We start from the raw sequence: 18,037 nt of genomic DNA on the forward strand, positions 1-18,037 counted from the left end.
CACACCGGCGCTCCGGGCGCCGGGCCCGCCTCGAACGCCGACGAGGTGGCGCCAGCCCTCGTCGGGGTTGCCGTAGCCCCGCGGGTCGGCCGCGAGGGCGAACGCCGCCTGCTCCTGGGTGAGTTCGCTGCGCGCATCGAAGCCGTCGACGCCCATCGTCAGCGCGGGATGACTCAGCCGCAGCGCGCCCGCGGACGTCACCTCGCCTTGCGCCACGCGCCGCACCCGGTCGCCGTCGTCCGCCGCGTACGGCAGCCCGGCCAGCAGACGGGGGTCACCGGCCAGCCGTTCCACGGCGACCACCGTCCACAGGCTCGTACCGTCCGTGGCGTACAGGGACCGCACGTGGCGGAGAACCTGGTCGGGGCCGACCACCGGCTTGCTGACCAGCTTGGCCGTCAGCGGGGCGGCGTGCGCGTCCCGCACCCGGACCTCCCCCATGGGCCGGCACAGCAGGAAGCCGTCGACCACCGGGCCGAAGCCGTGCCGGCGGTCGACCGCGGCGGGCAGGTATTAGGTCCCCGCGGCCTCGATCAGCGACGGGGTCATCCGGTCGTCGAAGGCCACCGAGACCGTGCCCGCGCGCAGTTGGTGCCGCACCGGCCCGGCCGACGGGGTGCGGTGCCAGCGTGAGGTGTCCTGGATCTGCCACACCAGCATCCACGCGAAGTGCCCGTCGAGCCCGCCGTCGGGTCGCACCGCATACCGGCCCCAGCGGGTGTCACCCCGGTAACGACCCAGGTCGGAACCGATACGGCCGCTGAAGTAACGCAGGCCGAGCACCGATTCGAATCCGGAGTGCTGTTCGCTGTAACGCGGGCCGCCGGTGTCGTAGCCGCCGCCCGGCAGGCGCGCGTCGATGTAGCGGGCCAGCGTGTCGCCGTCCTCGGCGAAGACCGCCTCACCGCTGACCCGGTGCGCCTGGGCGAGGAAGGAGAGGGAGATCGGGCCGTAGTTGTTGTCGTAGGCGCCGCCGTGTTCCGGGGGCAGGAGCGCGCCACGGTCCCTGATCCGGTGGGCCCGGATCCGCTCGGTGTACAGGGCGAGGGCGCGGGAGCGCACTGCTTCGGCCCGAGCGGGCGGCAGGTGACGGGCGAGCGTCAGCCCGCCGACGACGCAGCCGATGGCCTGGTTGCCGGCCTCCTGCGGGTTGAAGAAGGTCGCCTCCGTCAACCACCGCCAGTAGCCGTGCGCCACCTCGGTGAGCGCGGCGCGACGGGCGTCGTCCAGGAGCCCGTCGGCGAGGTCCAGGACGTCGACCGCCTGGAGCAGCGCCCACACGGTGCTCGGCCAGTCGCCGATGGGGTGCCCGCCCGGCTCCAGGACATAACGGGCGTACGGCAGACCGGAGCCCCTGACCCGCAGATTGGGGTATCCGGGGTTGTCCTCGGTGTACACCCGCTCGCGCAGATGGAAGGCGAGGCTGCGGCGCACGGCCTCCGGCAGCCGCGGATCCCGGCCGCGCTGCCAGGCCAGGGCCAGCAGGGAGGTCACACCGAGGCAGGTGTCGCCGATGTCCAGGTGCGCCCCTGGGTGCTCCAGGCCGCCCTCATGGGTGAGCCGGGCCAGGGCCTGTTCGGCGACGTCGGCGAGGACGGCGTCGTACGCCTGCGGGGTGTCCGGCAGATCGTGCAACGGGCGGCGCTGGTACGGGAGAAGCCCGGGTTCCGACCCTCCGTCCGGGTGACGGCCGGGCCTGCCGTCGGCTCTTTCCCCGCCTGAGCGAACACGCGAACACGCGAACACGCAAACACGCGGACGCGGCGGCGGTCGGACCGTGCCGGTCCTCGCCCCGCACCCGGGATGCCCCACCCGTTCCACCACGAGGTGAACTGCGACCGACCGCGGGCCGTACCCGTGCATACCGGAGAGGGCCTGCCCGTGCGATGTACGGCGCGGTGCCGTCCGCCGGCGGAAGGGCGCGGTGGGAAGTACCGAAAGACCCGGCCCTCGCCGCGCCCGGCGGTCCCGGCTCCACGGCACCCGTGGCCATCGGGCCCCGACCAGCGAGGGGCCGGTGGCCGGACCGATCGACGGCAGCCGCCCGGCCGACGCGGACGATTCTTCGCCGACGGTCCTCCGCAGCCTGCACAACCCCAGGTCACCGCGGCCGGTGAGCTATGTTGAGTCTTCGTGGGAGACAGAGAAGGCACCTCGGTGCCATCGGTGCAGCAGGCACGCGCGCAGGCGTCCGCGATCACCGCGGGCAGGACCGTGCCGGACGCGGAAGCCGCACCGGCCTCCCGGCTCAGGGAGCTGTTCGACGGACGCGGGCTGTCCCCCGGGCAGCGGCGCATCGCCCAGTACCTCATCGAGCACAACGCCGAGGCCGCCGTCCTGTCGATCACCGAGCTCGCCGAGCGGGTGGGGGTGAGCCAGCCCTCGGTGACCCGCTTCGCCACCGCCGTGGGCTTCAGCGGCTACCCCGCGCTGCGGGAGCGGCTGCGGTCGATCGCGCTGGGCGCCATCCCCGGCGGTGCGGGCGCGGCCGAGGAGAACCGCGGCAACGAACTCCAGGCGGCCGTCGACGCCGAGATCGCGAACCTGGAGAACCTGCGGCGGGACTTCGCCGACCCCGACCGGGTGATCCGGCTGGGCCGCGAACTGTCCCGCTCGTCCCCGCTGACCGTCCTGGGCCTGCGTATCTCCGTGTCGCTCGCCGAGTACTTCGCCTACGCCGCCCGGCGCATCCACCCCGACGTACGGCTGGTGACCCGAGGCGGGAGCGTGGCCTACGACGCGCTGCTGCAGTCGCACGAGGCGGGCGGCACCTGGATCCTGGCGTTCGCCATGCCGCGGCACGCGCAGGAGACCCTCACCGCGATCCGGGTGGCGCGGGGCGCCGGGCTGCGGGTCGCCCTGGTCACGGATCTGGCGCTCGGGCCGCTGGCCGACGAGGCCGACGTCACCTTCGCCACCGGCACCGGCTCCCGGCTGGTCTTCGACTCCTACGCAGCACCCGGCCTGCTGTCCGCCGCGCTGCTGCAGGCCATGACCGACGCCGATCCCGAACGCACCCAGGCCCGCCTGGAGGAGTACGAACAGGTCGCCGAGCAGCACCAGTTCTTCCTGAAGGGCTGACCCCCGGCACGGTCCGGTACGGGCCGCCACGGCGTGCGTGTCCGGTACCGGGACCATTCACCACAGAAGCCGCATGAATGTTTTCATGCGGCTTGCCAAGACGACGGCATATATAAATACTGCTCACGGAACGCATCCGGTTCACTCCAGATGGGTTCCACACCCCAGGACGCATCTCTCGCACCGCCCCCGAGAAAGCCGGACCGCCATGCGCACGCCGCCGCCCGCTCGCCGCGCCGGCGTCCGGCGTCCGGGGCTCCTCGACGAGCGTCCCGAGCCGCCGCCTCCTACCCGTGTCGGCACCCGGGGTGCTCGGCAGGGCCCCGCCCGCGCGGCGGCCCGCGGCGGCCCCGGTCATCCCCTAGGCCGGGGCCGCCCGAACCCGTCGGCCCACCCCCGCACGACACCGCACCCGGAAGCGACGACCATGCCCCTGACCACCACGCGCAACAGTCCGGACTGGCCCTGCCAGGTCAAGCTGCCGGGCAGCTACGACTGGGAACGCTCCGCGGCCAGGTGGCTGCGCGAACTGGTACCGGCCCGCTACGCCGGCTACCCGGCGCTGATCCGGCACCCGGTGCTGCTGGCCCGGCACGCGCAGATCCAGGTCCACCACGAGATCCGGGTGGCCCGCACGGCACTGCAGACCGCCCGGACGGAACTGCCGTTGCTGGGCCTGCCCGAATCGGTCATCGAGCACTCCATCAAGCTGTACGCGGCCGAGATCCGTCAGCTCCAGCACATCGCCCGCAGCGTCCGCGCGGTCACCGAGGCCCTGGTGGGGCACGGCACCGCACGCTGACCCCCGCCGACCCCCTACGGCAAGCACCGGAGAGCACTCGGTTCCCGCCAAGATTGCACTGAGTGCCAGGACGGTCGGTGCGATGCTACGTTCGCGTCCATGAGCACCAGCAGCACGGCGTCCGCCGCGAAGCCGCCGATGCGGGACGCCCTGGTCGCGGCGGCCTTCCAGCTGTTCCTGGAGCGCGGCTACGAACGGACCACCGTCGACGACATCGTGACGCTCGCGGGGGTCGGACGGCGTTCGTTCTTCCGCTACTTCCCCTCCAAGGAGGACGTGGTCTTCCCCGACCACGAGCGCTGTCTGGCCGAGATGACCGCCTTCCTCGCCGAGCGCGGCACGGAGCACGAGCCGGTGCGCCGGGTGTGCGACGCGGCCCGGCTGGTGGTGCGCATGTACGCCGAGAACCCGCCCTTCTCCGTGCAGCGTTACCGGCTCACCAAGCAGGTGCCGGGACTGCGCGCGTACGAACTGTCCGTGGTGTGGCGCTACGAGCGTGCGCTGGCCGAGTATCTGCGCGGACGCTTCGCCGGGCAGTCCGACGGGACGCTGCGGGCCGACGTCATCGCGGCCGCGGTGGTCGCGGCGCACAACAACGCCCTGCGCTCCTGGCTGCGTTCGGGCGGCCGGACCGACGCCGACGCGGCCGTCGACCATGCGCTGGGCCACGTGCAGTCCGCCTTCGCCTGCCCGGCCGCGCCCGGCGCCGGGCAGGAACTCCCGGGTGCGCAGGGGGGGTTCCCGCGGGCCGGGCACCCGGAGGACGTGATCGTCCTGGTGTCCCGGCGCGACGCGCCGCTGTGGCGGGTGGTGCAGCAACTGGAATCGGCACGCGGGCGGGACTGACGGCTCCCGCTTCCCGGAGATTCGGGGTACCGAGTACCTATACGATTGACACTGAGTGCCATATCCTGCTCGGCGTGCACGGTGGCACGGCGCACCGCGCACAGGCGCGCCCGGCCACTGCTGGGTACGCGGGTTTCCGGCCGAGCGCAGGGAGTTGACCAGCGTGAACCACTTCTCAGGACCTGCCGCCCAGGCGGGGGCCGGCAGTGCGACGGGCGTCCTCGACTCCATGGCCGCGGGCTTCAGCGACGCGCTCCTGTTCCAGCGCTGCACCTGGTGCGGCACCGCCATGTACCACCGGCTGCTGTGCCCGGTGTGCCAGGGCGGCGAACTCGTCACGGAGCGCAGCGCGGGGATCGGCACGGTCCGCCACGCCTCGGTGCTGCACCGCAACACTCCCGTCGCGCGCAATGTGTCCCTGATCGAGATGGCCGAGGGCTTCGTCCTGCGGGGCCGGGTCATGGGTCCGCCCGTGGCCGTGCACACCGGGGACCGCGTCCGGCTGTCGACGGCCAAGGATCCGGTGCGCGGCGAGCCGGTGTTCCAACTGCTCGACGAACCGCCGTACCGGACCTGGCACTGACGCCTGCCGGCCACCCGCCGCATCCCGGCGGAGCGGGACCGCACCGCACGGCGGATCGGCGGCACCACTCGGCCACTTGGGGTTGATCCCTCCCCGAGGGCGGTTACGCTTGGTGACGCACCCGGCACCGGTGACCCGGGGTGTCCGACGCATTGTGCACGGACGATCCGCGCGAATCACCTCAGTTCGCCTCCAAAGGGAGATCATTCGTGACCAGCCCCAGCAGTTCGCCCGGCTACGGGAACATACGACCCGACCGCAGCGGCCAGGCCGAGGCGTTCGATGCCATCGGCGGGCGGTACGACAAGGTCTTCCCGCACAAGGAGGGACAGGTCGCCGCCACCGAGTGGCTGGTCGACTCGCTGCGGCCCGACGCCCGGGTGCTGGACCTGGGATGCGGTACCGGAGTGCCCACCGCGCGTCGGCTGGCGGACGCGGGATTCGAGGTGGTGGGCGTGGATCTGTCGAGCACGATGGTCGGCCTGGCCCGGGCGAACGTGCCCGCCGCCCGGTTCCATCAACTGGACATGGCGGACCTCTACCCGGGCGGATCCCACGACCTGGGCCGGTTCGACGCGGTCACGGCGTTCTTCACGCTGATCATGCTGCCGCGCGCGGAGATCCCGTTCGCGCTGCGGGCCGTCAGCCGGCTGCTGGTCCCGGGGGGTCTGTTCGCCCTGTCGATGGTCGAGGCCGACGTCGACGATTTCGCGATCCCGTTCATCGGCACCACGGTCCGGGTCTCCGGCTATCTGCGGGACGAACTGTGCGAGGTGGTCGAGGAGGCGGGCTTCGAGATCGTCGGCGAGTCCTTCGCCGCGTACGCGCCGGCTTCCGCGGACACCAAACCGGAGGAACAGATCTTCCTGCGCTGCAGACGGAAGCAGGAGCACTGACGCGATCGGCCGCGCTCAGCCGGGGTCCGGCTGGAGGAGCCGACGCCGCACCGGGGAAGCCCCCCGGCCGCGGCGCTCAGGCCGCCTGCGACGGCTGCGGGGCTGCGGCGGCCCACTCCAGGACGAGCCGCTGGTACTCCGCGCGCTGCTCGACGCTCAGTGTCCCGCCCGACCGCAGCCACAGGGCCCGGATCTCCTCGTTGACCTCCGCGGCCGATCGCTCGGAGGCGGCTTCAACTGTGGTGGACATGATGTGAAGCATATGCCAGCCGAGGTGAAGACCAGGTGAGTAAGCACGACCGATAATGGATATATCGGACCGTGTTACTCATCACGTCAGGCTGCGACCGGTCACGGGAAGTCACTCCCCTTTCGGCCACCGGTCGGTGAGCCTTCCTCAGGAACCGCATCAGGGCACCGCCCGGCCGGGTCAGTCCTCGGCGGCGCCCAGCACCAGGACCTGGATCGCCAGCACGGCCGCCCCACGCGCCCAGTCGTGGAAGTCGGACACCTTGGTCTCCAGGGCGACGGGCGCGGCCAGCGGATGGCGGTGCGCCCGGAGGGTCTCCCACACCCTCGCTCCGGCCACGTCCATCAGCCCGACACCCTCCCCGGCGAGCACGATCTTCTGCGGCATCACGAGGTTGGCGATCTGCCCGACCAGCGTGCCCAGCGCCCGTGCCGCCTCGTCGAGCACCCGGACGGACATCGGCTCACCCTCCGCGGCGCGCGCGAGGATCTCCTCGTACGTGGCGTCCTGGCCGGTGGCGGCCCGGATCTGGTACCGGATGCTGGGGATGGTGAGCAACGACACGGCACTGCCACGCTCGCCGCCCGGGGTCAGCGGCCCGTTGGGGTCGATGATCCAGTGGTGCCCGAAGCCCCGGTTCTCCTCCGCGTACCGCACGCGCCTGCCGCCGAGGACCAGGCCGTAGCCGAAACCGGCCCCGATGGTCAGGACGACGAAGCGGTCCAGGCCGCGGCCGGCGCCGAACCAGGTCTCCGCCTCGACCAGGGCCGCGAAGTCGTTCTCCACGACCACCGGCAACCCGGTGCGCGCGCCGACCAGTTCGGCCAGCGGCACGTCCCGCCACTTCAGGAAGGGCGACTCACCGACCACGGCACGGTCCTGCACGAGTCCGCCCACCCCGATGCCGATGCCCGCGAGCGTGGGGAAACGGGCGGCCAGTTCGGCGGTCATGCGAGCGAGCAGATCGACGGCCTCACCGGGGTCGTGCGTGGTGAGCGGGCGGTCGAGGCGGGCGACGATGTCGCTCCTGAGGCTGATGACGACGCCGTACACCATGTCTTCGGTGATCTTGAAGCCGAGGAAGGACCGGGATTCGGCGACGACGTCCAGCGGCTGTGAGGGGCGCCCCTGCCGCGCCTCGCCGGGGGTGCCGGCCTCCGGGACCTCGACGAGCAGCCCGGACTCGATCAGCGGCTTGGTCAGCCGGGTGAGGCTGCCCGCGGAGAGGTCCAGTCGCCGGGCCAGGTCGGCGCGCGACAGCGGACCCTGGACCAGCACCTCGATGGCCACGGAGCGCTCCCCGGGGCTGAGCGGCAGCCAGCTGGCGGCGGCAGCTGCGGCAGTCATGGAGATCCAACTCCCCGATGTATCTTTCGGAACAGAAGTAAGACACCCACTCTAGAGCGCGCCAGGCCCGGGAGCACGGCTTGTCCAGGGGGTCTTGACGAATTGATTATTTCGAGTCGAAAGTAAGTACCCGAGGAAGACCACCACCCGGATGACATGCGTCCGCGGCCACTGAAGGGCACCCATTTCATGACGTTCTCCCTCGGCATCGTCGGCGCCGGACAGTTCTCCGGCCAGTTCGCCACCCTGTTCCAGGCCCACCCCGGTGTCGGCGACGTGTACGTCACCGATCTGCTGCCCGAGCGGGCCGAACAGCTGGCGGCGGCCCAGTCCCTCGCGGGTACCTTCCCGTCGTACGAGGCCATGCTGGAGTCGGAGGCCGTCGACGCGGTCGCCGTCTTCACCCAGCGCTGGACCCACGGCCCGCTGGTCCTCCAGGGCCTGGCCGCCGGCAAGCACGTGTACTCGGCGGTTCCCATGGCGATCACCACCGAGGAGATCGCCGCGATCATCGAGGCGGTCAGAACGACCGGGCTCACCTACATGATGGGCGAGACGAGCCAGTACAACCCGGCGACCGTGCACGCCCGCAACCAGATCGCCGGAGGCGCCTTCGGGCGGATCTTCTATGCCGAGGGCGACTACGTCCACGACATGGACCTCGGCTTCTACGACGCCTACCGCTACAGCGGCGGCGAGGACTGGAAGGCGACCGCCAGCTATCCCCCGCTGCTGTACCCGACGCACTCGGTGGGCGGTGTGCTCGGCGCCTGGCAGACGCACGCGGTGAGCGTGTCGGCCCTCGGGGTCGTCGACGGGCGCGGGGACGGCGTCTTCGACCGTTCGGTCAGCCAGTTCGACAACGACGTCTCCAACGCGACGGCGTTGTTCGAGGTGGCGGGCGGCGGCTCGTTCCGCACGAACGAGTTCCGGCGGGTCGGCTACCCGTCACACATCCGCGAGTCCCGGTTCCGGTTCTTCGGCACGGAGGCGAGCATGGAGCAGCTCGCCACGGTGGCCTTCTGGCAGGACAAGGGCGGGGTGACCGACATCAGCGAACTGCTGGAGCCCAAGCCCACCCTGTCCCCCGACGACCCGTCGCTCCAGCACATCGCGCCCGAGCTGCGGGCCGCGTTCACCTCCGGCTCGGCGCCGGTGCACGACCGGGCCCGGCTGCCGCGGGAGTTCGACCACCTGCACAACGGGCACGAGGGCAGCCACCACTTCCTGGTCGACGACTTCGTGACCGCGGTGAACACCCGCACCCTGCCGTCCGTGAACGCCTGGGTGGCGGCCCGCTACACCCTGCCGGGGATCATCGCGCACGAGTCCGCGCGGCAGGGCGGGGTCCGGCTGCAGATCCCCGACTTCGGGGACGCGCCGGAGAGCTGAGCACCCGGCCGGGTGCCTGGGCGGCGCGCTCAGGTGCCCGGCTTGCGGCCGTACACGAAGACGTCGTCGCCCTTCTTCAGCAGCGACCAGTACTTCTTGGCGTTCGTCGCGGTCATGTTGACGCAGCCGTGCGAGCCCGGCGGGTTCCACATGCTGAGGCCGACCGAGTGGAACGCCTGGCCGCCGTCGAAGAACTGGCTGTAGGGCATCGGCACGTCGTAGATCGACGAGACGTGGTCGATGTCCCGCCAGTAGATCTTCTTCAGGCCGGTGCGGGTCTCGTACCCGTTGCGTCCGGTGCGCACCGGGACCGGCCCGTACACCAGCTTCTTGCCGTCCTGGATCCAGCTCAGCTGAAGCGTGAGGTTCACACAGGCGATGCGGCCCTTGTTCACCGGGCACTTGCCGGCCTTGTTCGGGTTCTTCCCGACAGCCTTCTGCTTGTTCATGAGGTCCATCACGCCCCAGGTCACGGGACCGGCGTAGCCGATGTTGGGCGTGATGCCGTGCTTGTTCTGGAAGGCCCGGACGGCCCTGCAGTCGGCGGCGGACTGCTTCCCGTCGACCGGACGGCCGAGGAACTTCTCCACCTGCTTCTGGTAGGGCCCGGCCGTCGTGGTGCAACTCGCCGCCTGGGCCGGTGCGGCACCGAGCGCGAGCGTGAGCGGCGCCACAAGCCCCGTGATACCCAGCGCGATGGCGCTTCGCCTGCCTATGTCCCCCATGTAGGGCCCCTTCTCACTCGGGCGTCCGCGACGGTCACGGCCCCGGAAACCTAGACGGGCGAGCCGTCGCTTCGGTTGCGACAGTGCTCAATTCGTGACCAAAGGGTGAAGATCCGCTCCGCGGGCGTTCCTTCCGCTCAGCCGTCGGCGCCGCGCAGGGCCGTGTGGAAGCCGGTGTTGACCGCGGTGAGTCCGCCGTCCACACGGAGCGCGGTGCCGGTGATCCAGGCGGCGTCGCGGGAGGCGAGGAAGGCGACGGCGGCGGCGATGTCCTCGGGTTCGCCGACCCGGCCGAGGGGGTAGAGCCCGCGGACCGCGTCGAGTTCGGCCTCCCGCCCCGCCCAGGCCGAGGTGCGCACCGTCCCGGGCGCCACCAGGTTGACCCGGACCCCGCGCGGCGCCGCATGTCCGGCGAGGGTGCGGGTCAGGGAGTCGAGTCCGGCCTTGGCCGCGCTGTAGGCGTGGTTGCCGAAGTCCTGGACGCCGTTGACGGAGCCGATGAGGACGATCGCGCCCCGGCCGGAGGCGGCGAGATGCGGGAGCGCGGCCCGGCAGCAGCGGTAGCCGCCGGTGAGGGTGACGTCGAGGTCGCGGGCCCAGGCCTCGTCCGGGTCGTCCTCGAAACGGGGGACATCGGGGGTGCAGTGCGCGGCACAGCTCACGAGGACGTCGAGCGAGCCGAGGACGGCGACGGTACGGGCGACGGCGGCCTCGACGGAGGCCCGGTCGGACACGTCGCAGGCGAACGCCTCGGCCGCCAGTCCCTGTCGGCGCAGCCCGCCCGCGGCCCGCTCCGCCGCGGGCAGGTCATGGTCGGTCACCAGGACCCGCGCGCCCTCGTCGGCGAGCCGGCGGGCGACGGCCGCGCCGATGCCGCGGGCCGCGCCGGTGATGAGAACTCCGTGTCCTGCGAAGCGCTTGGGTTCGGTCATGGCAAGGACCGTACGGGCGCCGCGAGCGGCGCAACAGGCCACGGCGCGGCTCGCCGTGCCGGATGGCGGGCGGGCATGTCCGCCCTCCGGCAGCAGTTCCCCGCCCTTCTCGGAGTCGTGATCGGCGCCCTCGGTGCGTACCTCGCGGTCGTCCGCGGCGACCGGGCGCGGGCGGGGGACGCGCTGGGCGGACCGGCGCGTTCCCGAGACCTGGCAGACCGGGCCGGCCCGGCGGCCCGGGCCGGCCCGGCGGCCCGGGCCGGCCCGGCGGCAGGCCGCCGTGCGGGTTGCCGGCCCGGCAGCGGGCCGCCCGTGCGGGTTGCTACCCGGCCGTACGGCTGGATCTGCAACCGCCTCCCGCCCGCCCGGCGGGCCGGCCGCTGCCGCGCTCGTAGGTCACCGGTAGCCGGTCACGTCCGCCGGCCGGCCGGCGTCCTGCACCTCGACGAGATACCGCCAGGCGTCGGGGCGGCTGCCGTCCAGGTCCGTGAAGCCGTACACCTGGGCGAGGCCGCCGCTGGACAGGGACTGCCCGTTCCAGCGGGCCACGTCGGGATCGGCGGCCAGCGCGGCCACGGCCCGGCCGACGTAGCGCGGGCTCTCCGAGATGGCGAAGTGGGGCACCTGGTCCAGCGCGGCCCGCCAGTCCTCCTCGCGGACGCCGAAGTGGTCGAGCATGATCTCCGAGCGCATCCAGCCGGGGGTCAGCGCGACCGCGGTGGCGCCGCGCGGGCCCAGCTCGTGGCCGAGCGCGAAGCCCATGCGCAGGACGGACGCCTTCGCGAGGTCGTAGAAGAAGGAGACCCGGTAGGTGTCGCGGTTGTAGTCGGCCGTGCCGTCGGTGATCTCCACGGCGAGACCGCCGGGGTGGCGCAGCAGCAGCGGCAGGGCGAAATGGCTGGTGATGGCGTGGGTCTCCACGGCGAGCCGGAGCAGGCGCAGCCCTTTGTCGAGGTCGTGTTCCCAGACCGGGCTCTCCCAGTCGAACAGGTGCTCGCCGCCCCAGATGTCGTTCACCAGGACGTCGAGCCGGCCCTGCTCGTCGGCGATGCGGTCCACGAGGGCGCGGACGGCGGGCGCGTCGAGATGGTCGACGGCGACGGCGATGCCCCGGCCGCCGGCCGCGGTGACCAGGTCGGCGGTGTCCTCGACGGTCTCGGGGCGGTCGTACTCCGAGCGGCGGGTGCGCGTGCTGCGGCCGGTGGCGTAGACGGTGGCGCCGGCCGCGCCGAGTTCCACCGCGATTCCGCGGCCCGCGCCCCTGGTCGCGCCCGCGACCAGCGCAACCTTGCCCGTCAGCGGTCCTGACATGTCCGGCCTCCCGTGTCCGTACGATGGTGTCGCCGGTCAGACTGTCGGGAAAGCCAGACACCTCCTGTCACCTTTCCTGGCGCGGTCCGTGATCTTCTTCCCCGCAGCCCGCCGTCCTCACCTGCGCAGTCTGTCGTCGAGTTCCCGGGAGTCGGCCAGGAACCACAGCTGGCTGCCCTGGTTCGACTCGTACACGAAGTCCCGCAGGGCGGTGCTCTCGGCGAGGTGCCGGGAGATGTCGCCGATGACGGCCAGCCGCAGCCGGTAGGTGGCGAACTTCTGCACGACCGCGCCCGCGACGCCGGACCACAGCCGGAAGAACTCGTCCGGGATCCGCTCCACGGGGACCGTGACCCACTGTGCCTCCCGGCCGAGCGCGTCTCCGACGAGATCAAGCGCCGCGCTCTCACCGTCGAGGAGCGGACCGTCGGGGGCACAGTTGAGGACGCGTACGTCGTGCAGGTTCACCAGCGTGTTCGAGGACATGGCAGGTGATCGTACGGGCGGCGCCGCCCGTACTCCCGCGGATTTACCGGCTCAGTGGCCGCGGGCGATCCATTCCTCCAGGTGCGGGGCCTCGGCGCCGATGGTGGTGCTGTCGCCGTGGCCGGTGAGGACCTTGGTCCCGGGCGGGAGGGTGAGGAGGCGCTCACGGATCGAGGCGATGATCGTCGGGAAGTGGGAGTAGGAGCGCCCGGTGGCACCGGGGCCGCCCTGGAAAAGGGTGTCGCCGGTGAAGACCACGGCCGGTCCGGGGTCGTGCAGGCAGACCGCGCCGGGCGAGTGGCCGGGGGTGTGCAGGACGGTCAGATCGGCGCCGGCGGACTCCAGTACCTGGCCGTCGGCGAGGTACTCGTCGGGATCCCGGTCGGGGTGGGTCTGCTTCCACAGCGGCAGGTCGTCGGGGTGCAGCCAGATCGTGGCGCCGGTGAGGTCGGCGAGGGCGGGGGCGGCGTCGATGTGGTCGTTGTGGGCGTGGGTGCACACGATGGCGGTCAGCCGCCGGTCGCCCACCGCCTCGGCGATGGCGCGGGCGTCGTGGGCGGCGTCGATGACGATCGCTTCGTGGTCGTCGCCGATGATCCACACGTTGTTGTCGACCTCCCAGGTGCCACCGTCGAGGGTGAACAGGCCCGAGGTGACGAGGCGTTCGATGCGCGCCGCCATCACAGCATCACCACCGAGCGCAGCACGTCGCCACTGTGCATCCGCTCGAACGCCTTCTCCACCTCGTCGAGCCCGACGGTCTCGGACACGAACGCGCCCAGGTCCAGGCGGCCCTGCAGATGCAGGTCGATCAGCATGGGGAAGTCCCGGGAGGGCAGGCAGTCGCCGTACCAGGAGGACTTGAGCGCGCCGCCGCGGCCGAAGACGTCCAGCAGCGGCAGTTCGAGCTTCATCTCGGGGGTGGGCACGCCGACGAGGACGACCGTGCCGGCCAGGTCGCGGGCGTAGAACGCCTGCCGGTAGGTCGCCGGGAGGCCCACCGCGTCGATGACTACGTCGGCACCGAAGCCTCCGGTCAGTTCCCGGATGGCCTCGACCGGGTCGGTCTCCCGGGAGTTGACGGTGTGCGTGGCGCCCAGGGCACGGGCCTTGTCCAGCTTGCGGTCCTCGACGTCGACGGCGATGATCTTCGCCGCGCCCGCCAGCCGCGCCCCGGCGACGGCCGCGTCGCCGACGCCGCCGCAGCCGATGACGGCCACGGAGTCGCCGCGGCCGACGTTGCCGGTGTTGAGGGCGGCACCGATGCCGGCCATCACACCGCAGCCCAGCAGCCCGGCGACGGCGGGCGAGACGGCCGGATCGACTTTGGTGCACTGTCCGGCCGCGACCAGGGTCTTCTCGGCGAAGGCCCCGATGCCCAGGGCCGTGGAGAGTTCGGTGCCGTCGGTGAGAGTCATCTTCTGCTTCGCGTTGTGAGTGTCGAAGCAGTACCAGGGACGACCGCGCAGACAGGCCCGGCAACTGCCGCACACGGCCCGCCAGTTGAGAATCACGAAGTCACCCGGAGCGACATCCGTGACACCGTCGCCGACCGATTCCACCACGCCCGCCGCCTCATGGCCGAGCAGGAAGGGGAAATCGTCGGTGATACCACCCTGCTTGTAATGCAGATCCGTGTGACACACCCCGCACGCCTGGACACGGACGACCGCCTCACCCGGACCGGGGTCCGGCACCACGATCGTCTCGACCCGCACCGGCTGGTCCTTCCCCGGTGCGATCACGCCGCGTACTTCCTGCGCCATGGCCTGGCCCCTTCCGTCGATGTGCCTGTGTGCCGACCCTACGCGTGATCCGATCGGTAGCGGGACGGAGCACCACGGCGGCGGCGGACCTTTCCGCGTGGACACCCTGATGGGCCGACGAAAGCTACGCGAGCGACAGGAACAGCTTCTCCAGACGGGCCCGCATCTGCTCGGCCGTCCCGCTGTCCGCCCCGTCCTGCCCGTCGGCCAGCACCTGCTGGAGTCCGGTCGCGATGATCGCGAAGCCGGCCCGGTCCAGCGCGCGCGAGGCCGCGGCCAGCTGGGTGACCACGTCCTCGCAGTCGCGGCCCTCCTCGATCATCCTGACCACGCCCGATATCTGCCCCTGCGCCCGGCGCAACCGGTTGAGCACCGACGTCAGTTCGTCACCTTCGAACCGCAGCTCCACGAGCGCCCCTCCACTCCCTGTATACCCTCTGGGGTATTCTACCGGCCGCCCGTTCCCATGGTCCGGGACAGCCGTGAGGGCCGCCCGTTTCCGGACGGCCCTCGGTGTCGGCGGGCGGGGTGCGGCGGTTCAGTACTCGACGGCGGGCAGCAGCCCGGTCACGGGAGCGGCCAGGTCGGTGAGCTGGTGCAGTTCCCCGAGGTCGTGCAGTCGGTTCAGCCCCTGCATCTGCTCGGAGACCCGCGGGAGACCGGCCCGGTGCTCCGCGGGGATGTCGCTCATGGCGAGCGAGTCGAGCGTGGCCATCGGGCTGATCTTCCCGGTTTCCTGGGCGCTCGCGGGAGCCGCGCTCGCCAGCGGTGCGGCGAGGCCGGTGACGCCCGCGGCGAGACCGACGGCGGCGACGATGCGTCGTGTTGAGATCATGCCCTCAGCAACGGGACCGGCGCCCCGGCGGACACGGGCGCCCGGCCCCGCTCACCCGTGAGGCGGAGCGACCTGGCTGCGCTTGCCGAGGCCGCCGGGGCGGAGGAGCCTCGAAGTGGGGACGCGCACGCCCCGCTCCACCCGGGCCCGCGGCCCCTCGAAGGAGGTCACCATGGGTACCGCGACAGGCTCCTTCACCGCCGAGACCCTGCGCAGGGGCGTCGAGGGGAACACCGGAAACACGCTGCTGTCGCTGTACGCGGACGACGCGGAGATCCGCATCGTCGACCGCGACACCCAGCCGAGCCACCCCAGGGTCCTGCGTGGCCGGCCCCAGATCGCGCAACTGCTCGACGACGTCTACCGACGCGACATGACGCACAAGCTGGATCAGTGTGTCGTGCAGGGCGACCACGCCGCGTACAGCGAGTCCTGCGAGTACGGGGACGGTGTCCGGGTCCTCACCGAGTCCATGATCACGCTGCGTGACGGCAAGATCGCCGAACAGATCATGATCCAGGCATGGGACGAGTAGCGAAACGGATCGCGCGGGTCCAGGTCACCTCCCGGCTGACCTGGACCGCCCGTCTGACCTGGACGTTCTCGGCCCGTGCGGCGCTCGGCCGGGCCCGTCACCGGCGGCCCGGCGGGCACCGGCCGGCGGTCGCCGCGGCCCGGCCGGTGACCGCCGGGCTGCTGCGGACGGCGCTACGGGCGGCTTGCCGCCGCCGGTGCGCTCCGGCATCGCCGACGCCCCGCACCCGGCGGGCCCGCCCACGCTGAGCGGTGCCCCGGCCCGGCCGGCGGGCGGGCGGGCAAGCCGTGGTCGTGGACCGCGGCGCGATCCCGGGCGAGGGCGTGATCAGCGCATCCAGGCGCTGTACTCCATGACGTCGCCGGCCACGACGCCGTACTCCGGCTGGTCCGCGCTGAACGTGGTCTCGGTCCCGCGCACGGCTCCGGTGGCCGGGTCCAGGACCAGCATCCGGCGGGTGCCGGCCGTGTCGTGGACGTACGCCTGGCCGGGCCGCCCGAGCCGGTCCGTGACCTGCCCGACCGGCCGCAGGCCGGGGGTGTCGGCGAGGAGCCGCACGAGCGCCGCCGACTCGCGCGCCCCGAGGGTCCAGTGGTCCAGCAACTCGTCGACGGCGTCCAGGAGTCGGGGCATGGTCAGCGAGTCGGTGTGGATCGTCTCGGCGAGGTAGGCGCGCAGCTGTCCAAGTCCGTGCGGGGGTGGCGCCTGGGGCGGGGCGTCGCTCCAACTCGGCGGGTAGGTGCGGCGGCTGAGGACATGGCCGTCGGCGACCTGGTGCGGTGATCCGTCCTCGTCCGTGAGGACGGGACGGCCCGGGTGCCGGGGATCGGTCGCCACGACGATCTCCGTGCGGCTGTCGTCGGAGTGCCAGCGCACGATGCGTTCCTCGGGCAGGGTGACCGGCGGCCTGTCGTCGCTCATGCCGAGGCTCCAGGACTGCACGTGCGTGCCCTTGCGCAGTTCCGGGGAGCCGTCCGCCTCGGCCGCCGCGGCGGCGAGGGCGGCGAGCCGGTCCAGGGGTACGACGGTGGAGTGGGGGCGTACGGTGAGCGGGCGGGGCGCGGCGACGGCGGGGGTGGTGCCCGTACCGCCGAGCAGCACGGCCAGAGCCGTCACGAGGACGACGGCGCAGGCCGCGAGGCCCCAGGCCAGCCGGGTGTACCGGTGGTGGCCGGGGTGCGGGGCGTGCAGCAGCCGGTTCAGTGCGCGCTCGGCGTGCGGGGCGAGCGGGCCGTCTCCGGTGAGCGGGTCGTCAGCGGGCACCGGGTTGGCGCGGCGCAGGAGGTCGAGTTCGTCAGCCATGGCCGTCGTCCTTCGAAAGGGCCGCGTCTACGGCGGGTGCGGGGCGCGGCGCCGGCCGCCGGGCGCCCGCGGCGGATGCCGGGCCGGCAGGCACGGCCGGTGCCGGACCGGCAGAGGCGGCGGACCGTGCCTGTGCCGAATCGGCAGAGACGGCCGGCGCCGGGTCAACGGACACGACCGGTCCCGGACCGGCGAAGGCGGCCGGGCGGATGCGGTCGATCTCGGCTCTCAGCCGACGTCGCGCCCGGTGCAGGCGCATCGCGGCGGCCCGGGTGCCGCAGCCGAGGGCGACGCCGATCTCGTCGGTGCCCAGTTCCTCCCATGCCGCCAGGCGCAGCACTTCCTGGTCGGCCCGGGAGAGCCGGGCCAGTGCCTCGTGCACCCAGGCGCCGGGGGTCTCCGTGTCGGGGCTGTCCACGATGTGCCGCCGGTGCGCGGTGTCGTCGTTGCCGAGCCGGGCGAGCAGCCGCCGCCTGCGTCCCCAGCCGCGCACCGTGTTCGCCAGGCAATTGCGTGCCACCCCGTACAGCCAGGGAAGCGGCACGGGCGGCAGTTCGGCCCGGCGGCGCCAGGCCACCGTGAACACCTCCGCCACCACTTCCTCCACCGCGTCGGCCCGCCCCGCCAGTCGCCGTGCGACGTAGCGGGTGACCGCCCAGTAGTGCTCGCGATAGGCAGCGGCGAAGATCTCGTCGTTGCTCATGCCCGCTTGGTGTCCGGCAGCGGCCGGATCGTCACACCCCTTCGCCGTGATTCTCGTCGCGTCCTTCGAGTGTGACGTGCGGGGTTCGTGCGGACACAGGCGGGGCGTGACAAGCATCGACATCAGGATCCTCGACCGCAGGATCATCAGGTGGCTGACGACCACCGACCACAAGACGATCGGCACGCTGTATCTCACGACGTCGTTCGCGTTCTTCCTGATCGGCGGCGTGATGGCGCTGCTGA

Annotated in this window: 19 protein-coding genes and 2 pseudogenes; 8 read left to right on the plus strand and 13 right to left on the minus strand. The window is 72.3% G+C overall.

What is annotated here, in order from left to right; genetic code table 11:
* Nucleotides 1–5 precede the first annotated feature (5 nt).
* A pseudogene (locus ACFYPJ_RS36320) lies at nucleotides 6–1,635 on the minus strand (hypothetical protein); the annotation flags it as partial.
* A gap of 522 nt (nucleotides 1,636–2,157) precedes the next feature.
* Here ACFYPJ_RS36320 and ACFYPJ_RS36325 point away from each other — a divergent pair.
* The 5 genes from ACFYPJ_RS36325 (at nucleotide 2,158) to ACFYPJ_RS36345 (ending at nucleotide 6,208) form a co-directional block, all read left to right on the plus strand.
* Complete coding sequence (locus tag ACFYPJ_RS36325; protein WP_389025962.1) at nucleotides 2,158–3,081, plus strand: MurR/RpiR family transcriptional regulator; 924 nt, start codon at nucleotides 2,158–2,160, stop codon at nucleotides 3,079–3,081.
* A 427-nt stretch (nucleotides 3,082–3,508) separates the two neighbouring features.
* Entirely contained in the window at nucleotides 3,509–3,883 is a 375-nt protein-coding gene (locus ACFYPJ_RS36330) for a hypothetical protein (protein ID WP_389025919.1), read from the plus strand.
* A 99-nt stretch (nucleotides 3,884–3,982) separates the two neighbouring features.
* Nucleotides 3,983–4,729, plus strand: coding sequence for a TetR family transcriptional regulator (locus ACFYPJ_RS36335; protein ID WP_389025921.1), 747 nt, complete (start codon nucleotides 3,983–3,985; stop codon nucleotides 4,727–4,729).
* A gap of 163 nt (nucleotides 4,730–4,892) precedes the next feature.
* Entirely contained in the window at nucleotides 4,893–5,312 is a 420-nt protein-coding gene (locus ACFYPJ_RS36340) for a Zn-ribbon domain-containing OB-fold protein (RefSeq protein WP_389025923.1), read from the plus strand.
* Nucleotides 5,313–5,521: 209 nt separating this feature from the next.
* Nucleotides 5,522–6,208 (plus strand): class I SAM-dependent DNA methyltransferase, encoded by a 687-nt coding sequence (locus ACFYPJ_RS36345; protein WP_389025925.1) that lies wholly within the window; start codon nucleotides 5,522–5,524, stop codon nucleotides 6,206–6,208.
* 76 nt (nucleotides 6,209–6,284) lie between these two features.
* On the opposite strand, the gene ACFYPJ_RS36350 is transcribed toward ACFYPJ_RS36345, so the two are convergent.
* On the minus strand, nucleotides 6,285–6,470 hold the full coding sequence (locus ACFYPJ_RS36350) for a hypothetical protein (protein ID WP_389025927.1): 186 nt from the start codon (nucleotides 6,468–6,470) through the stop codon (nucleotides 6,285–6,287).
* Nucleotides 6,471–6,638: 168 nt separating this feature from the next.
* Entirely contained in the window at nucleotides 6,639–7,805 is a 1,167-nt protein-coding gene (locus ACFYPJ_RS36355; RefSeq protein ID WP_389025929.1) for an ROK family protein, read from the minus strand.
* Nucleotides 7,806–7,994: 189 nt separating this feature from the next.
* On the opposite strand from ACFYPJ_RS36355, the gene ACFYPJ_RS36360 reads away from it, so the two are divergent.
* Nucleotides 7,995–9,197 carry a Gfo/Idh/MocA family protein gene (locus tag ACFYPJ_RS36360; RefSeq protein ID WP_389025931.1) on the plus strand — a complete coding sequence of 401 codons (1,203 nt, stop codon included), beginning with the start codon at nucleotides 7,995–7,997 and terminating at the stop codon, nucleotides 9,195–9,197.
* A 29-nt stretch (nucleotides 9,198–9,226) separates the two neighbouring features.
* Here the strand turns inward: ACFYPJ_RS36360 and ACFYPJ_RS36365 are convergent, their stop codons facing one another.
* The 8 genes from ACFYPJ_RS36365 to ACFYPJ_RS36400 form a co-directional block, all read right to left on the minus strand.
* Nucleotides 9,227–9,922, minus strand: coding sequence for a L,D-transpeptidase family protein (locus ACFYPJ_RS36365; protein WP_389025933.1), 696 nt, complete (start codon nucleotides 9,920–9,922; stop codon nucleotides 9,227–9,229).
* Nucleotides 9,923–10,059: 137 nt separating this feature from the next.
* Complete coding sequence (locus ACFYPJ_RS36370; protein ID WP_389025935.1) at nucleotides 10,060–10,854, minus strand: SDR family NAD(P)-dependent oxidoreductase; 795 nt, start codon at nucleotides 10,852–10,854, stop codon at nucleotides 10,060–10,062.
* Nucleotides 10,855–11,250: 396 nt separating this feature from the next.
* Nucleotides 11,251–12,165 (minus strand): SDR family oxidoreductase, encoded by a 915-nt coding sequence (locus tag ACFYPJ_RS36375; protein WP_389025937.1) that lies wholly within the window; start codon nucleotides 12,163–12,165, stop codon nucleotides 11,251–11,253.
* Nucleotides 12,166–12,282: 117 nt separating this feature from the next.
* Nucleotides 12,283–12,651: a DUF4180 domain-containing protein gene (locus ACFYPJ_RS36380; protein WP_389025939.1), complete on the minus strand. Its 369-nt coding sequence runs from the start codon at nucleotides 12,649–12,651 to the stop codon at nucleotides 12,283–12,285.
* A gap of 51 nt (nucleotides 12,652–12,702) precedes the next feature.
* Nucleotides 12,703–13,332 (minus strand): MBL fold metallo-hydrolase, encoded by a 630-nt coding sequence (locus tag ACFYPJ_RS36385; RefSeq protein WP_389025941.1) that lies wholly within the window; start codon nucleotides 13,330–13,332, stop codon nucleotides 12,703–12,705.
* Complete coding sequence (locus tag ACFYPJ_RS36390; protein ID WP_389025943.1) at nucleotides 13,332–14,417, minus strand: S-(hydroxymethyl)mycothiol dehydrogenase; 1,086 nt, start codon at nucleotides 14,415–14,417, stop codon at nucleotides 13,332–13,334. The genes ACFYPJ_RS36385 and ACFYPJ_RS36390 overlap by 1 nt, the downstream gene beginning before the upstream one ends.
* 124 nt (nucleotides 14,418–14,541) lie before the next feature.
* On the minus strand, nucleotides 14,542–14,826 hold the full coding sequence (locus tag ACFYPJ_RS36395; RefSeq protein ID WP_389025945.1) for a metal-sensitive transcriptional regulator: 285 nt from the start codon (nucleotides 14,824–14,826) through the stop codon (nucleotides 14,542–14,544).
* Nucleotides 14,827–14,955: 129 nt separating this feature from the next.
* Nucleotides 14,956–15,252, minus strand: a complete 297-nt coding sequence (locus tag ACFYPJ_RS36400) for a hypothetical protein (RefSeq protein WP_389025947.1) — start codon at nucleotides 15,250–15,252, stop codon at nucleotides 14,956–14,958.
* A 172-nt stretch (nucleotides 15,253–15,424) separates the two neighbouring features.
* Between ACFYPJ_RS36400 and ACFYPJ_RS36405 the strand changes: the two genes are divergently transcribed.
* Nucleotides 15,425–15,787: a nuclear transport factor 2 family protein gene (locus ACFYPJ_RS36405; protein ID WP_389025949.1), complete on the plus strand. Its 363-nt coding sequence runs from the start codon at nucleotides 15,425–15,427 to the stop codon at nucleotides 15,785–15,787.
* Nucleotides 15,775–16,035, plus strand: a complete 261-nt coding sequence (locus ACFYPJ_RS36410) for a hypothetical protein (RefSeq protein WP_389025951.1) — start codon at nucleotides 15,775–15,777, stop codon at nucleotides 16,033–16,035. Before ACFYPJ_RS36405 ends, ACFYPJ_RS36410 begins: the two co-directional genes overlap by 13 nt.
* Before the next feature lie 79 nt (nucleotides 16,036–16,114).
* On the opposite strand, the gene ACFYPJ_RS36415 is transcribed toward ACFYPJ_RS36410, so the two are convergent.
* Both ACFYPJ_RS36415 and ACFYPJ_RS36420 read right to left on the minus strand, forming a co-directional pair.
* Entirely contained in the window at nucleotides 16,115–17,089 is a 975-nt protein-coding gene (locus ACFYPJ_RS36415; RefSeq protein ID WP_389025953.1) for a CU044_5270 family protein, read from the minus strand.
* 187 nt (nucleotides 17,090–17,276) lie between these two features.
* Nucleotides 17,277–17,792 (minus strand): annotated as a pseudogene (locus ACFYPJ_RS36420) (RNA polymerase sigma factor); the annotation flags it as partial.
* Nucleotides 17,793–18,037 lie beyond the last annotated feature (245 nt).

This window comes from Streptomyces sp. NPDC006012 (assembly GCF_042871185.1).
In the GTDB taxonomy this organism is placed as follows: Bacteria; Actinomycetota; Actinomycetes; order Streptomycetales; family Streptomycetaceae; genus Streptomyces.

Excerpts from the sequence above, each read along its gene's own strand:
- ACFYPJ_RS36415 (WP_389025953.1), bottom strand. The coding sequence starts at position 17,089 with ATGGCTGACGAACTCGACCTCCTGCGCCGCGCCAACCCGGTGCCCGCT.
- ACFYPJ_RS36385 (WP_389025941.1), bottom strand. The coding sequence starts at position 13,332 with ATGGCGGCGCGCATCGAACGCCTCGTCACCTCGGGCCTGTTCACCCTC.
- ACFYPJ_RS36355 (WP_389025929.1), bottom strand. The coding sequence starts at position 7,805 with ATGACTGCCGCAGCTGCCGCCGCCAGCTGGCTGCCGCTCAGCCCCGGG.
- ACFYPJ_RS36330 (WP_389025919.1), top strand. The coding sequence starts at position 3,509 with ATGCCCCTGACCACCACGCGCAACAGTCCGGACTGGCCCTGCCAGGTC.
- ACFYPJ_RS36375 (WP_389025937.1), bottom strand. The coding sequence starts at position 12,165 with ATGTCAGGACCGCTGACGGGCAAGGTTGCGCTGGTCGCGGGCGCGACC.
- ACFYPJ_RS36350 (WP_389025927.1), bottom strand. The coding sequence starts at position 6,470 with ATGCTTCACATCATGTCCACCACAGTTGAAGCCGCCTCCGAGCGATCG.
- ACFYPJ_RS36335 (WP_389025921.1), top strand. The coding sequence starts at position 3,983 with ATGAGCACCAGCAGCACGGCGTCCGCCGCGAAGCCGCCGATGCGGGAC.
- ACFYPJ_RS36370 (WP_389025935.1), bottom strand. The coding sequence starts at position 10,854 with ATGACCGAACCCAAGCGCTTCGCAGGACACGGAGTTCTCATCACCGGC.
- ACFYPJ_RS36390 (WP_389025943.1), bottom strand. The coding sequence starts at position 14,417 with ATGGCGCAGGAAGTACGCGGCGTGATCGCACCGGGGAAGGACCAGCCG.
- ACFYPJ_RS36405 (WP_389025949.1), top strand. The coding sequence starts at position 15,425 with ATGGGTACCGCGACAGGCTCCTTCACCGCCGAGACCCTGCGCAGGGGC.
- ACFYPJ_RS36410 (WP_389025951.1), top strand. The coding sequence starts at position 15,775 with ATGGGACGAGTAGCGAAACGGATCGCGCGGGTCCAGGTCACCTCCCGG.
- ACFYPJ_RS36365 (WP_389025933.1), bottom strand. The coding sequence starts at position 9,922 with ATGGGGGACATAGGCAGGCGAAGCGCCATCGCGCTGGGTATCACGGGG.
- ACFYPJ_RS36360 (WP_389025931.1), top strand. The coding sequence starts at position 7,995 with ATGACGTTCTCCCTCGGCATCGTCGGCGCCGGACAGTTCTCCGGCCAG.
- ACFYPJ_RS36380 (WP_389025939.1), bottom strand. The coding sequence starts at position 12,651 with ATGTCCTCGAACACGCTGGTGAACCTGCACGACGTACGCGTCCTCAAC.
- ACFYPJ_RS36400 (WP_389025947.1), bottom strand. The coding sequence starts at position 15,252 with ATGATCTCAACACGACGCATCGTCGCCGCCGTCGGTCTCGCCGCGGGC.